General features: G+C 66.1%; 15 protein-coding genes and 1 pseudogene. 10 read left to right on the top strand and 6 right to left on the bottom strand.

The window, feature by feature from the left end; genetic code table 11:
* Positions 1-241, top strand: a 241-nt coding sequence (locus MJ777_RS11180; RefSeq protein WP_239375826.1) for a hypothetical protein, incomplete at its 5' end; no start/stop codon positions are given.
* 247 nt (positions 242-488) lie between these two features.
* On the opposite strand, the gene tnpB is transcribed toward MJ777_RS11180, so the two are convergent.
* The 4 genes from tnpB to MJ777_RS11200 all read right to left on the bottom strand — a co-directional run bounded on the left by tnpB (position 489) and on the right by MJ777_RS11200 (position 4,414).
* Positions 489-1,817 (bottom strand): IS607 family element RNA-guided endonuclease TnpB, encoded by a 1,329-nt coding sequence (gene tnpB, locus MJ777_RS11185; RefSeq protein WP_239375828.1) that lies wholly within the window; start codon positions 1,815-1,817, stop codon positions 489-491.
* Positions 1,814-2,389: an IS607 family transposase gene (locus MJ777_RS11190; RefSeq protein ID WP_239375830.1), complete on the bottom strand. Its 576-nt coding sequence runs from the start codon at positions 2,387-2,389 to the stop codon at positions 1,814-1,816. Before MJ777_RS11190 ends, tnpB begins: the two co-directional genes overlap by 4 nt.
* Positions 2,390-2,517: 128 nt before the next feature.
* On the bottom strand, positions 2,518-3,219 hold the full coding sequence (locus tag MJ777_RS11195; RefSeq protein ID WP_239375832.1) for a VIT family protein: 702 nt from the start codon (positions 3,217-3,219) through the stop codon (positions 2,518-2,520).
* Between the two features lie 67 nt (positions 3,220-3,286).
* Positions 3,287-4,414, bottom strand: a complete 1,128-nt coding sequence (locus tag MJ777_RS11200; protein WP_239375834.1) for an amidohydrolase family protein — start codon at positions 4,412-4,414, stop codon at positions 3,287-3,289.
* Positions 4,415-4,579: 165 nt separating this feature from the next.
* Between MJ777_RS11200 and MJ777_RS11205 the strand changes: the two genes are divergently transcribed.
* On the top strand, positions 4,580-5,413 hold the full coding sequence (locus MJ777_RS11205) for a sulfite exporter TauE/SafE family protein (RefSeq protein WP_239375836.1): 834 nt from the start codon (positions 4,580-4,582) through the stop codon (positions 5,411-5,413).
* Positions 5,414-5,442: 29 nt separating this feature from the next.
* Positions 5,443-5,979, top strand: a complete 537-nt coding sequence (locus MJ777_RS11210; protein WP_239375838.1) for a DnaJ domain-containing protein — start codon at positions 5,443-5,445, stop codon at positions 5,977-5,979.
* Between the two features lie 11 nt (positions 5,980-5,990).
* On the opposite strand, the gene MJ777_RS11215 is transcribed toward MJ777_RS11210, so the two are convergent.
* Positions 5,991-6,236 carry a hypothetical protein gene (locus MJ777_RS11215; RefSeq protein ID WP_239375840.1) on the bottom strand — a complete coding sequence of 82 codons (246 nt, stop codon included), beginning with the start codon at positions 6,234-6,236 and terminating at the stop codon, positions 5,991-5,993.
* Between MJ777_RS11215 and MJ777_RS22720 the strand changes: the two genes are divergently transcribed.
* Together MJ777_RS22720 and MJ777_RS11225 are read left to right on the top strand one after the other, a co-directional pair.
* Positions 6,148-6,837 (top strand): transposase, encoded by a 690-nt coding sequence (locus MJ777_RS22720; protein ID WP_255724041.1) that lies wholly within the window; start codon positions 6,148-6,150, stop codon positions 6,835-6,837. The genes MJ777_RS11215 and MJ777_RS22720 overlap by 89 nt on opposite strands.
* A 500-nt stretch (positions 6,838-7,337) precedes the next feature.
* Entirely contained in the window at positions 7,338-8,456 is a 1,119-nt protein-coding gene (locus tag MJ777_RS11225; protein WP_239375844.1) for a hypothetical protein, read from the top strand.
* 68 nt (positions 8,457-8,524) lie between these two features.
* On the opposite strand, the gene MJ777_RS11230 is transcribed toward MJ777_RS11225, so the two are convergent.
* Entirely contained in the window at positions 8,525-9,661 is a 1,137-nt protein-coding gene (locus MJ777_RS11230) for a helix-turn-helix domain-containing protein (protein ID WP_239375846.1), read from the bottom strand.
* Between the two features lie 170 nt (positions 9,662-9,831).
* On the opposite strand from MJ777_RS11230, the gene MJ777_RS11235 reads away from it, so the two are divergent.
* From MJ777_RS11235 to MJ777_RS11250, 5 genes and pseudogenes are all read left to right on the top strand, one after another.
* Positions 9,832-10,242, top strand: coding sequence for a hypothetical protein (locus tag MJ777_RS11235; protein ID WP_239313760.1), 411 nt, complete (start codon positions 9,832-9,834; stop codon positions 10,240-10,242).
* A 372-nt stretch (positions 10,243-10,614) separates the two neighbouring features.
* Positions 10,615-11,328: a phytanoyl-CoA dioxygenase family protein gene (locus MJ777_RS23095; RefSeq protein ID WP_370652703.1), complete on the top strand. Its 714-nt coding sequence runs from the start codon at positions 10,615-10,617 to the stop codon at positions 11,326-11,328.
* The gene (locus MJ777_RS11240) at positions 11,321-11,980 is read left to right on the top strand and encodes a hypothetical protein (RefSeq protein ID WP_239345567.1); all 660 of its coding nucleotides are present in this window, start codon (positions 11,321-11,323) and stop codon (positions 11,978-11,980) included. Before MJ777_RS23095 ends, MJ777_RS11240 begins: the two co-directional genes overlap by 8 nt.
* Positions 11,977-12,699 carry a sugar phosphate nucleotidyltransferase gene (locus tag MJ777_RS11245; RefSeq protein WP_255724043.1) on the top strand — a complete coding sequence of 241 codons (723 nt, stop codon included), beginning with the start codon at positions 11,977-11,979 and terminating at the stop codon, positions 12,697-12,699. Before MJ777_RS11240 ends, MJ777_RS11245 begins: the two co-directional genes overlap by 4 nt.
* A 214-nt stretch (positions 12,700-12,913) precedes the next feature.
* Positions 12,914-13,252, top strand: a pseudogene (locus MJ777_RS11250) (SAM-dependent methyltransferase); the annotation flags it as partial.
* Positions 13,253-13,502: the final 250 nt, after the last annotated feature.

The raw sequence follows: 13,502 nt of genomic DNA on the forward strand, positions 1-13,502 counted from the left end.
GGATGGCACCATCCGGCTGTGGGAGGTCGCGACCGGCCAACAGATCGCAATCATGATCGGGGGGCGGAGCGGGTGGGCGCTCTTGCTGGCGGATGGTGCGTACAAGCTGGTCGGTGAGCCGGCCGGCTCCTTCTGGTGGGTGATCAAGAACGTCCGGTTCGAGCCTGGCGAGCTGGACGGCTACGACCCGACCATCCGGCACATCCCGGAAGACGCACCGCTGCCCCTACCACCGCCATGATCTGCCGAGGTGGCCGGCCGTGTGGGCGGATGGATATCTGGCGGCTGCCAGAACAAGTATGCGGAGCGGGGTGGTGCTGGCCAGAAGTGTGCCCGAGTCGGCTTCGGCCCGCCCGACGCCCTCCTCCAGCCGTGGATCGGTCGGGCCAATCGCCTTGGGCGTTACTTGAGGAGGGATCTTGCGGGTTGGCGTAGGGCGTCGGCCAACTCCGGAAAGTCCGTTGCATGAGAGCGCTGGATAGCGCCGCTCATGCCGCCTCACCTCTCGGTGAGGCACTCCCGGTCTGACTGGCCGCGGCCGTGCCGGGTTCCCGCTTCACTGCCACCTGCCCGCTTGCGCGGGTCTTACGGTCGGCTCCACGGGCGTTTACCGTCTCCGACGTACTGACGGCGACGAGTTGCTTGAGGTTGACCGCAGCGTTCAGGTCACGGTCGGCCACCAGCCCGCAGGACAGGCAGGTGAACGTGCGATCCGACAGGGTAAGGCTTGGGTTTCGCCAGCCACAGCCGGAACAGGTCTTCGACGACGGATACCAGCGGTCCGCGACGTCGAGCCGCGAGCCATACCACACGGTCTTGTAGGCAAGCTGGCGGCGGACCTCAGCCATCCCCGTATCGAACACCGCGCGGGCGAGCCGCCGGTTACGCACCATTCCGGCGACGTGCAGATCCTCGACCACGATCCTGTCATGGGTCTTCGCGAGCCGGGTAGTGAGCGTGTTCAGGCCGTCGCGGCGCTGGTTCGCGATCCGGGCGTGGACGCGGGCGAGCCGGGCCGCGCGCTTGCGCCGTCCCACGCTGCCGGGCTTCGATCGGGCGTAGGCGCGCGATGCCGTGCGCAGCCGGCGCAGCGACCCGCCGAGATGCTTCGGGTTCGCCACCGTCTCGCCGGTGGACAGCACGGCGAGGTGCTTCACCCCCAAGTCGACACCGACCGGCCCAGCCGCGCGCTGCCGACGCGACGGCCCGGCGGGCGCATCGCGTTCCACGTCGACGGTGAACGACACGAACCAGCGGCCCGCCGTGCGCGACACGGTGGCACCGAGCAGCCGGGCCCGTCCGTCGGCCAGCCGTGCGGTGAGCGCACCCATCGGCTCGTGGACTTTCACCCGGCCGATCCGGGGCAGCTTCACCTGCCGGTCCTCGGCCGGGCCGTACGCACCAGTGGTGTACCGGAAGCTGTCACGGGCCTTCCCGCGTTTCTTGAACCGGGGGAACCCGACCCGTCGGCCCTTCCGTTTCCCTTTCCGGGAGTCGGTGACGTTCTTCAACCCGCGGGCAAGCTGGTCCAGCCCAGCGGAGAACGCTTCCTTCGAGCACTCCGCCCACCACGGGGCAACCCGGCGTTTCCGGGCGTTCCAGGCGAGCCGCAACGCGGGCAGCGTCCACGGCACCGGGGTCAGCGCGTCACCGGTCAGGCCGTAGGACTGCTCCGCATCGCGCTGAGCGAGCGCGGCCTTCACCCGGGCCAGCCCCCAGTTGTAGGCGAACCGGGCTGCGCCGGCATGCCGGCGCAGGCCCGCGAGCTGGGCGCTGTTCGGATCGAGCGCGAACCGGTACGCCTGCAACATTTTCATCCCGGGCCGTCCTTCGTCGCCTCGGCGACCGCCCGGGCCGCCCGGTCCGCGGCGGCACGCCGGCCATACAGCCGGGCGCACAGCGACGTCAGGATCTCGGTAACGTCCCGGACCAGGTCGTCGTCCCCCTCCGCAGGGTCGACCACCAGCAGCTCACGGCCGTTCGCGGACAGCGCGGCCTCGACGTACTCGGCGCCGAAACGGGCGAACCGGTCACGGTGCTCGACGACGATGGTGGACACGGCCGGGTCGCGTAGCAGTGCGAGGAACTTCCGGCGGTGGCCGTTCAACGCCGATCCGACCTCGGTGACGACCCGGCCCACCGTGACGCTGTTCTCGCCGCACCAGGTCGTGACGCGGGCGACCTGCCGGTCCAGGTCGGGGCGCTGCTCCGCTGACGACACTCGGGCGTACACCACGGCGGCAGGGCGCCCGGCCGGCGCGGCGGGTTCGTCGACGAGCACTAGGCCGCCGACCTTCCGGGCAGAGACCGGGAGCAGACCGTCGCGGTACCAGCGCCGCGCCGTGGTGTACCCGACGCCGTTCGCGGCGGCCCACTCCTTGAGGTTCACATGAACATCATACGACCTCATCCGACGCTACCGGACGTCGATCCGGCAGCAGTTAACAACCCCTTCCTCGTCGCTGACAAGTAGCCGTGCGGACACATATATCTGGGCGATCCGGCCAGCCGGCGCGGTCAGTGGATGGCGGTTCCGGCCAGAGCGCCGACCATGGCTGTCACGGCCATGGCGACGCAGCCGCCGAGCAGGACACGGCCAGCCGCCCGCATCCGGTTCGCGCCGCCGAGCGTGGCGCCCACCGCGCCAAGCAGCGCCAATCCCACCAACGTCACAGCGACGAGCAGCACGATCCTGCTGGTGCCGCCAGCGGCGAGCGTGACCAGAAGCGGAAGCAGAGCGCCAACGGCGAAACTCAACGCCGAGGCCCCGGCGGCCTGCACCGGACGGGCCGCGGCCGCCGGTGACTGGCCGAGCTCGTCGCGCGCGTGCGCGGCCAGCGGGTCGGCCCGGCTGAACTCCACCGCGACCTCCCGGGCGAGCTGCGGGCTCAGCCCACGCCGCACGTAGATGCCGGTCAGCTCCTCCAGCTCGGCGGCTGGATCAGCCGCGAGCTCCGCCGCCTCCACGGAAAGATCCCGCAGCTCGACGTCCCGCTGCGAACTGACCGAGACGAACTCGCCAGCGGCCATCGACGCCGCCCCCGCGACGAGCCCGGCGAGCCCCGCGGTCAGCACAACGGCTCGCGACGCCGACGACGCGGCCACCCCGAGCATCAGGCTGGAGGTCGACACCAGGCCGTCGTCCGCGCCCAGCACCGCGGCTCGCAGCCAACCCGAACGCTCACCGCGATGTCTCTCCCGATGCCCCGGTCTCATCATGATGCGATCGAACGCCTCAGGGCCACTCAGGCGCCAGCCGCACCTCGCGGTCGGTGAGTGAGAATCTTCACTGGGCCGGGCGAGATTCCTTCGCTGGGATGTCGAGGACCTGCCCACGCAGCACGATGAACGATGGCGCGGCGAGCACCCGTACGTCCACCCGCGGATCCTGCGGATAGACGACGAGATCGGCCGCGGCACCCTCGTCACAACCCGGGAATCCCAGCCAGGCACGCGCGGCCCAGCTTGCCGCCGACAACGCGGCCAGCGGGGGCAGCCCGGCCCGCACCAGTTCGGCAACCTCGTCGGCGACCAGGCCATGGGCCAGCGATCCGCCGGCATCCGTGCCCACGTAGATCGCGATCCCCGCGTCATAGGCGGACCGCACTGTATCGTAACGGCGCGTGTGCAATGCCCGCATGTGCTTTCCGTAGCCGGGGAACTTTTCTTCCGCCGCCGCCGCGATGTCACCGAAGGTGGCGATATTGATCAAAGTCGGCACGATGGCGACGCCATGCGCCGCGAACAGCGGGATCGTCTCGTCGGTGAGCCCGGTGGCGTGCTCGACGCAGTCGATACCGGCCTCGACGAGGTCGGCCAGGGAGCTCTCGGCGAAGCAGTGCGCGGTGACCCGGGCACCGACCGCGTGCGCGGCCTCGATCGCGGCGCGGGCCACGTCCCGCGGCCAGCATGGGGCGAGGTCCCCGGCGTCGCGGTCGATCCAGTCACCGACGATCTTGACCCAGCCGTCACCACGCCCGGCCTGCTCGACGACGTTCGCGAGTAACTGGTCGGGTTCGATCTCGATACCGTAGTTGCGGACATAACGCCTCGTCCGGGCGATGTGCCGGCCGGCCCGGACCAGGCGGGGCAGGTCGACGCGGTCGTCCACCCAGCGGGTGTCGGCGGGTGAGCCCGCGTCGCTCAGCAGCAACGCGCCCGCGTCCCGGTCCGCCCGGATCTGCCGCTCGGCGGTGTCACGATCAACCGCGCCATGCGAGGCCAGGCCGACATGACAGTGCGCGTCGACCAGACCGGGCAGTACCCAACCTGACAGGGTCCGGACGTCGCGGGCACCGGCGCCGACCGGCGGGGTGAACGTGATCCTCCCGTCCAGCACCCACAGCTCGTCGCGGACATCCTCCGGCCCGACCAGTACCCGGCCGGTAATCCTCAACACCTCGAAACCGCCCATTCACGTTGCCTACCCACATGGCATCCACCGCGCCAGCGTTTCGGCGCTCTCCCGCCCGAGGTGGCGAGAAACACCGGCAACCAGCCGCATCCACCCGTGCGAACCTCATCTGAGCGGGTGTACTGAGAAGGCCGCAGGACTTCCTGCCCGGACGCGGAGGGTGCCGTGAGACCAGCCGACGGCGGACTCGTGGCGGCCGCCGGTCTGCTGGCTGGGGCGGTGAACGCGGCCGCCGGCGGCGGCACCCTGATCGCCTTCCCCGCGCTGCTCGCCACCGGTATGCCAGCACTCACCGCGAACATTACTTCCTCGGTCGGGCTGGTGACCGGATATGCGGGCGGTGCGCTCGGCTATCGACGAGAGCTTGCGGGCCAGGCCGCCCGGCTGCGTCCGCTCGGTGTCCCGGCCCTGCTTGGCGGGCTGACCGGGGCGGTACTGCTGCTGGCCACGCCCGCGGGCGCCTTCCGGGCTGTCGTCGGATACCTCGTGCTGGTGGCCTGCGGGCTGCTCGGCGCCCAGCCGTGGCTGGCCCAGCTGGTGGCGGGCCGGCGTGCCCGGCTGCTGGCTGCCCCGGCTGCCCCGGCTGCCCCGGCTGCCCCGGCTGCCCCGATCATGCTTACCAACAATGGTGTACCCACCGCCGACGTCACCTGGCCGACCCGCGGCGGGGTGTTTCTGGCGGGGGTGTACGGCTCCTACTTCGGTGCCGGCCTCGGCGTACTGCTGCTCGGTATCCTGGGCATCCTGCTGCCCGACAATATCCAGCGCACCAATGCCGCGAAGACGCTGCTCTCGTTTGGGATCAACATAATCGGCGTCACTGTGTTCGTGGTAAGTGCCCAGGTCTCCTGGGCCTTTACAGCGATCCTGCTGGTCACATCCTGCGCGGGCGGTCTTCTTGGCGCACGTCTCGCCCGGCTGCTGCCCGCGGCCGCGCTACGGGGCACCGTCGTGATTCTCGGATTGATCGTCGCGGTCGTCCTCATCGTCTCCAGATGACACGTCCAGCTGGCGGGTAAGGGTAGGTCGTGGCCCGACCATCGCTCTATGACGTGCTGGGTGTGCGACCGACGGCCTCGCCCGCCCAGATCGTCACCGCCTACCGGCGGGCCGCGCTGCGCACGCATCCGGACGCGGGCGGTTCCGAGAGCGCGTTCCGTCTGGTCAATACCGCCTACCAGGTACTGAGTGATCCAGAGCGGCGCCGTGCCTACGACCGTCGGCTGCGTTCCCGAGCGGCCGAGGGGTGTCCCGGGCCGGCCGTGCCGCGCCAGCCCGGCCCCCCACGCCAGGCCACCGGCACAGCGGCACCTTCGCCGTCCCGGCCACCGGGACCAGCTCCCTCACCGGCAGCGGCACCAGCACCGCTGCCGGGCGAGACGCAGCGGCGGATCCGTCACCGTTACCTGGCGATGATGACCTGCTGCGTGGGGCTGTTCGTACTCGCCGGCGGCGTGGTCCGTTTCTTCTCGGTGCCGGCGGCGCTGGCCATGATGTCCGTCGCCGCTGTCATCCCGCCGGTCGCGGCCATCATCGCCAACCGCTCCCGAGACGGCGACCGCTAAGATCGACGGAATCATGAACCGGGGAACGGACCAGCTGCCCGTGGCGGGACGTTCCGGACAGGTACGGCCACTCGGGAACCCTCTACAAGCGCAAGCGGCGGCGGGCGGCGGACGGCACCTGGCAACGCATCCTCGACGCGCTCCGCACCGAGGCGGACGCCCGTTGCGGTGATCAGGCGCTCGGCGGGGACACCGGCCCCGACGACCGCGTCGCGCCGCGCGACGGCACTACCGACCACGGCGGACACACCAGGCACGGCGGGGACACCGACCGCGACCGAGGGGCCGGTCCGCCCCTCGGGATGCGCCCCGACTGGCAGTCGCCGTCGACTTCACCGTCGTCCGCACCCACCAGCACACCGCCGGCGCGCGACACGCGCCCGCGAGCGATCTGGTCGCCGCGTACCCAGACACGAAGGAGGTGTTCCGCCTTGGACGACCCGGACGGACGGGAGGCGCTCGGGCGTTCCCACAGCGGCTACTCGACCACGCTGCACCGGGCCGCCGACGCCCGCCGACGCCCGCCGCCGGCCGCTGTCCCGGGTCACCGCCCCGGGACAGCGCCACGACACGACCGCATGCGCGCCGGTCATGGCCGGCATCCGCGTCCGCCGCCCGGGCGGGGTCGGCCGGCCCCGCACCCGGGCGACCCACATCCTCGGGGACAAGGCGTACTCCAGCCACGCGAACCGGGCCTACCTGCGCCGCCGGAAGATCAGGGCTGTCATCCCCGAGCGCGCCGACCAAGCGCACAACCGTAAGGCCCGCGGCAGCCGCGGCGGGCGCCCGCCCGCATGCGACGCGGAACTGTACACATTGCGCACCGTGGCCGAGCGGAGCATCAACAAACGCAAGTAGTTCCGGGCGGTCGCTACAAGATATGACAAACGTGACTACATGTACCAGGCCACCGTCGACATCGCCTCGATCAAGATCTGACTTCGCGATCTCACGGAGTCGCCGCAGGACCCAGGCTAGATCCAGGAAACACGGCCTAGTAGAAATTGAACCGATGCCCCTACGACCTGCGCTTGCTGTATGCTTTCTATAGCAAGCGGTGCGCGAAGGTATGTCGGGCCGCTACTGTCGGCAGGCAACGCTGCACAGCGCGTCCACTGAGTCGGGGAGGGAGCCGCACCCTTACCCCCCGACCCGTTTACACGGGCCGACCCGCCGCCATGCTCGCCGCGCGCCGCCATAACCAGTATTCGGGCCGGGACGTCGCAACAGGCGAACTTGCGCGCTCGGGGAGCCACTATTGTCATCACATGGGTCACTGGTGGGAACTTCGCATCGATAAGAGCGTAATCTTGCGTGGCAAGTATGTACCGCCAGGTGAAACGATTTCCTTCTTTGACATGGCCGACTTAATCTACGATAGGGACCGCCATCGCCAGATGGACGATGAGAATGCCGATCTAGGACCGCATGAGCTCGGTCTGCTGCGTCCCGATATCGTCCGTTACGAGGTCGCATCGAGGGTAGTCATCGAACGTCTAAATGTGATGGGGTTCTCGTATAAGACAGCAGTGCATGAGTATGCCGAGAACAAGCTCAGCGGCGCCGGGGATAAAGAGGAGGTAGAAGAATGGATCAAAGAAAACATTCCACTGCTCCGCGCCTCTGTCATTGACTATCTCGATGCCGAAACTCACGACTACAATGAAACTTTTTTCGGCTTCGATTGGGAAGGAGGGATCGACGCTCGCGCACTGCTGGCCTTAGCTCTTGACTGTGCCAACGAAGAGTCGATGGTTATTTTCGATCTTACAGATGTACTGATCGGCGAGTATACAGACGACCTGGATTGGGCAGAATACGCACGAGAGAGAATCCGAGTTCGAGCGTCTCGCGACAGTCCAACAATAGTACTTACTGAGGGAAAGTTCGATTCTAGAGTAATTCGTGCATCCTTGGAGCTACTTCGACCTCATGTCGCGTCCTATTTTTCGTTCCTGGAGTTCGATGTGGTGAAGATACCGGGGGGCGTCGACCGGGTAGGAGATGCCGTCAGGAGGTTCTCTGCTGCAGGGGTAGCCAACAGGATTATCGCCGTGCTAGATAACGATACCGCTGGACGCGCCGAACAGGCTCGGCTTCTATCTTTGAAGCTTCCTGAAACCGTAAGGGTCATTCGGCTTCCCGATGTTGAGTATGGACTTAGCTATCCGACGGTTAACGAGGGACGTGTTGCCTACACAGATATTAACGGTGCCGCATGTTCCCTTGAATTCTGTTTCGGAGAGCAGGTGCTCTTTGACTCTCAACACGAGCGAGTTCCGGTGTATCTTCGCGGCTACGATGTGCAGCTGAAAAGCTACCAGGGGTCCCTCGGGAAAGGCGGACAGAAGGGAGACGTCCAGAAGAACATCTGGACTATTATCTACGCTTGCCAACAACTAGAATCCAACATTGCCGCCCTTCGTGCTCTTCCAATTGCTACCTTAATTGATGGAATAGTTGCGCCGTTCGACTAGCGCGCGAGGTGTGGTGCCCGTTCCCGTGGTTCGACCATCGCAATACCGTGAGGTGAACGCTGTCGACCTCAAACGTCGGTCGGTCCGGTTGCGTCTTCAACCTCGGACATGAGGAGACGCAGGGTCAGGCTGTGCTTTTCCGGTGGGAGCTTGTCCAGTGCGGTTTGTGCGTACGCGACGCCTCCGGCCTTGTCACCAGCACGGGCCAGCATCAGCCCTTTGTGCATCTCTAGGTGGGTCGCGAACCGGGGCAGGCTAGCGGGCAACGTCGCGGACGCGGTGTCCTGGGCGCGTAGTGCGCCGTTCTCGTCTCCTAGCCTCGCGAGCAACAGGGACTCGAAGACGTTCATCCGCCAATAGGGAACGGCGTAGTCCGATTCCTGTTCGTCGCTTCCAGCGACGTCGAAGATCCGGCGACCCTGGTCTAGAAGAGTGAGCGCCGTTTGATCGTCGCCACGAATTGCCGCGACGTGCGCGCGTCCCATGACCGCGTTCAGCCTGCCGAGTGAGGGCCGGTCGTCTATCTGCTCAGCCTCCCTCGCGAGCGTCTCAGCGACGCCTAGAGCCGCACCCTCGTATCCCAGGGCGATAGCGGCGCGTCCACGCACCCATACCCGCGTAGCCGGATCTCCCGACCGATCAGCGGCCTGCGTCGCCGTGCGGTACCAGGTGACGGCCTTGACGCCGTCGCTGCCGGGGTAGGTCTTGGCGTACAGAGTTGCCAGCCGTGCGGCAATCTCCCACCGTTCCGGCCGGTCGAGCTGCTGTTGGATCACGAGCATGTCAGCGGTGAGCCGCTTCTGTATTTCGCCTGCGCCCAACGACATGTAGTCGCGCCCGTAGTTCGTCAGAACCTCGCGCCACTCGTCCACGTCCGGGCCACCGGCCAGGGCGGCCGAGAATCCGCCGTGGATCAGATCAGAGGCAATGATCGGAGCTATGCCGGTAGCGACAGCGGCAATGCTGGTGAAGCGGCGACGGTCCACGTTCTCATCCTCCAGAACCTCTAGCGGGACCTGTAGGACTCCGGCGAGATGCCTTAGCCAGAAGGCATTAGGGCATCTGATCGCGCCGCGTTCCCACCGGGAGACGGTCTCGCGGGTGATCGTGCTCCCGTCGGACGCCTTGACCAGTTCGGACGCCAAGCGTCCTTGCGACCACCCACGGGCCGAGCGTAGCTCTCGGATCAGGTCGCCAACCGCCATGAGCCCATGATGCCCCTACCTCTGCCCCTAGTGACATCGGCGCAGGGTGACCATTCTGTGTCTAGGCGTATTGGTACCGCATTCGCGGGCCACGCACGACCGGGGCGCCCGCCTAGCGGCCCCCTGGCGAGCGCGGACCAGGCCGCAGAACGGCAAGCGGGGAGCAGAGGATGGATCTTGAAGAGACGTACGTGGTCGTCCCGCCAGGCGACGACACGAACACGTCCCTACAGTGGATCGTCGTTCACGCCGAACCGACGGCGGAGCTACGCCAGCGCGCCACGGATGCCGCCTGGCAGGAAGACGTGACGGCGGACGAACCGCTGGAGGCTGTCGCGGCGTACGACCGGGAAGACATCGCGCACGCCGCGTGCCGTCTGCTGAATCAGGCCGCCCAGGATGCCGCGCAGCGGCACGCCGATTCGATACCCGATCGTCTCGATTTTTGGGGTTCGCCTCTCCGTCCGTACCGGTGGGGACATCGCCCGGTGACAGCAACCGGACTACCGATCCGAACACCTTCCCCGGTGCGGCCAGATCAACGCCTTTCAGGTCCAGACGTCGACCTTCCGACGCTGTAAAGAGTCGTCGACCGCCTTCACGTGCTGTTCTAGGGCCATGAGCGAACCCCACAGCGAGCGCGCCGAGCTGCTACGCAAGATTTTTGATCCGGGTACGCCTGACGACGCCGTGCGTCAAGCTCTTGCCCATGTCCTGTCGTTGGAGTTACCCCCTCCCCTTAGCCATCCCGTCACATTTTCCGGGACGCAGGGTCTAACCGGCTACGCTGTGGGTCAAGAAAGCGTGGTTGATGCGGTACACAGCACCGTTCGGCGGGTGCTGTTCGGCGATCGTCCGAGTCCAGTCCGTTTAAACGTCTCGCTGCGCGCGGACGGGCCGAAGTAGATGAACGTACACCCCCACCTTCCCGCATCTGGCATGAAGGAGAAACGATGAATGCCCCGGTCGTCTTCTTTCACAACGTCGGCTATCTCCGCGTACCCGGCTTAGTCGGCGCCGAGGAATGCGCCAATCTCCGCGAGATCGCTGACCGTGTCGCCGAGCAGCCGTACAACGGACAGGTCACCAACAAGCCTGGACGAACGAGAATCGATCGCGCTGTGTCGATGGATTCGGCGTACCTCGCAATTGCGACCTCCGACCGGCTACTAAATGCTCTAGATCCGGTCCTCGGACCTAATGTCGAGTTGGTAGAAAACCGTCACAACCATCTCAGTACCTATCGCGAGCCCTCGACGGACCGGCTCCACAGAGACGTCTTGCAATGGAGTCGCAGTATTCTTACCGTTCTCGTCTACCTTTCGGACTGCACTGATCTCGCGTCAGCCACGCGGATTATCCCCGCAAACCATCTATGGCCGTCTACTGGTCGTCCCAACAACGGCGGTACGTGGCTTGATCAATCATCGGTCTATTCCTCGATGGGTGACCAGGCGGTGCCCCTGCCTGCCTCGGCGGGTGACGCTATCCTGATGCACGGGCAGCTCTACCACGCGGGAGGTGGCGCGTCGGCCGAGGGGCCTCGGGTAGTGTTGACCCTTGCGTACCGAAGTGTTGACGAACTATCCGAGGAAGACCCCCGACAGTGCCGGCTAGTAAACGGTCGGCGCATCTACTCCGGCCGAAACGAGCTATCCCATGCCTAACCTTTCCGATCTCTCGCCCGTAACCGAAGACGACTATGCAAACGTCCTTGGCCATCTAGTCTCTCACAGGGATGAATGGACGGCGCAGCTTCGGGCGGGACAGCGGGATCTCGCCGATCACCTCGGCACGGCAGGTTACAAGTCGTTCCTGGCCGAGGAACGGCCGAACACGATGGATGGGAACGGCGACATCGAGCCTGGCACGGTAGTCGTCGACGCGCGGCTGAAGGAAGCTCACGCCGTTGTCGCCAAGATGCGCCGATTCGGCGAACCGCTGCGCGTCATGCTGGACGTATGGGGTTACCGGCTGGTGATCGCATCGGAGGATGCCCTCGAAGCTGTAGCCACGTGTTGCGAGGCACTTTGGTTGACACCCGAACCTTCCGAACTTCTACTCAGACACGGTGAACTTCAGTTCGCCCCTTGGCGTGATTACAGGCAACGTGACCACGCGGGGCTTTCTGCGGCGACGACTAACAATTACGACCAAGCGATTCACCTCAACCGTAAGGCGCCTTTCGGTATCGTCGAGATCCAGGTTCTGACGTTCGACCTCTATCGGCGGGTACATTGCGATCCAGCGAGCGAGGACAGTCATGACAACTTCGTGGCACGCCGTCAAGCTCTCTTCGTACGCGGCGACAAGACGTGACGGGCGCAATCGTATTAGCGGCCGGGCCGGGTACTCGTCTCGGCGACCTCGGCGCCCGGATGCCTAAAACAATGCTCCCTGTGGCCGGACGGCCTTACCTGGAACATCTCGTATGCCGGCTTCTCGGCGCCGGATTACGACCGGTGGTCGTGGCCGTCCACCATCACGAAGACATGATCCGGGAACACTTCAACGGCGAGCTTTCCAGGGCTGACCTCCTGTTCGTCCACACCAACCAGCGCGGGACAGGTTCCGACCTGTTGGAATGTCTGGGCTCCGTCCCAACCGATGTCTTTATGGTCTGGAACGGCGACACGATAGTAGAACTTGACGTGCCCGACCTGCTAAGCCACGGCGAACGGGCCGAAGGCAGCGCGGTCATCGTCCTCACACAACGTCTGGACGCACCCAACAACGGCGCATGGTATGTCGATGCGGGCAGGAGCGTCGTTGCCTCTCTTGAGGCCGTGCCGAAACCTGCCGCACCGGTCGATTTCGCCTGGCGTGGCAGTAGCACGGGCGTCCTTCTACTCAGTAAATCGCTGCTGTCCGCCTACCAGCCAGGACAGGCTCCCGATCTCTATTCGTCGATCCTTCCCGTGCTCATCGCCCGTAGGAAGTTGAAGGCGTATGACAACGGACGCCGGTACTTCATCGACTTTGGAACGCCACAGAATCTCGCGCGTATCGACCACAAGCAGGTTGCTTCTTGGGTTTGACGGGCACCTTGCCCGTGTAAACGGATCGGGTCAGGGTGAAAAAGGGAGGCACCCGATTGCGCGTTGCCGGTGGACACGGTGACGTTGCTCAAGGTCGCCCGACGAGATCCGCCTTACCGTGCACGGCGAGAGCCAGGCACGGTAAGCCCTTCGACCTGGACCCCTGGTCACGACGTCGCCAACGAAATTCCCAACTTGCAGGAGAACCCGTCGCGTGAGCACGGAAACGTTCGACACCACGGTTCCGCACCCGGCGCGGCTGTGGAACTACTATCTCGACGGAAAGGACCATTTTGCCGTCGACCGGGCCGCCGGGGAAGCCTACAAGAAATGGTTCCCGGCGGTCGTCGAGATAGCCCGTGCGACCCGCGCGGCGATGACGCGGGTCCTAACCTACCTGACGGCCGAGGCGGGGGTGCGGCAGTTCTTGGACGTCGGCGTCGGACTGCCGACGGCGGTCAACGTCCACGACGTCGCGCAACGGATCGCGCCGGAGTCCCGGGTCGTCTACGTCGACGACGACCCGCTGGTGGCGGTCCACGCCCGCGCGCTAGCGATACCGGATGAGTTGTATCGGTGTGGCCGACAACGCGGCCAGGGGGCGCCTGGACGCGGCGAGCCGGAATGACGATCTCAAACGCGCTCCAAGAGGCCCCGGCAACAGGGAGCGTGGATCAAAGAGCGGGGCTGGGGCACGCGCCGCGCGTCATCGCTCCCTGTCCATCGCCGCGCGATGCGCGGCTACCCCGGCTCATCGGTCAACACCCCCAGAGCCAGGTCACAGGCTGGGGGCTAGTTCCACC

The organism is Protofrankia sp. Cj5 (assembly GCF_917627405.1).
Taxonomy (GTDB): Bacteria; Actinomycetota; Actinomycetes; order Frankiales; family Frankiaceae; genus Protofrankia.

Coding starts and splice junctions, on each gene's coding strand:
- tnpB (WP_239375828.1), bottom strand. CDS start 1,817: ATGAAAATGTTGCAGGCGTACCGGTTCGCGCTCGATCCGAACAGCGCC.
- MJ777_RS11195 (WP_239375832.1), bottom strand. CDS start 3,219: ATGATGAGACCGGGGCATCGGGAGAGACATCGCGGTGAGCGTTCGGGT.
- MJ777_RS11200 (WP_239375834.1), bottom strand. CDS start 4,414: ATGGGCGGTTTCGAGGTGTTGAGGATTACCGGCCGGGTACTGGTCGGG.
- MJ777_RS11225 (WP_239375844.1), top strand. CDS start 7,338: ATGGCCGACTTAATCTACGATAGGGACCGCCATCGCCAGATGGACGAT.
- MJ777_RS11230 (WP_239375846.1), bottom strand. CDS start 9,661: ATGGCGGTTGGCGACCTGATCCGAGAGCTACGCTCGGCCCGTGGGTGG.
- MJ777_RS11235 (WP_239313760.1), top strand. CDS start 9,832: ATGGATCTTGAAGAGACGTACGTGGTCGTCCCGCCAGGCGACGACACG.
- MJ777_RS23095 (WP_370652703.1), top strand. CDS start 10,615: ATGAATGCCCCGGTCGTCTTCTTTCACAACGTCGGCTATCTCCGCGTA.
- MJ777_RS11240 (WP_239345567.1), top strand. CDS start 11,321: ATGCCTAACCTTTCCGATCTCTCGCCCGTAACCGAAGACGACTATGCA.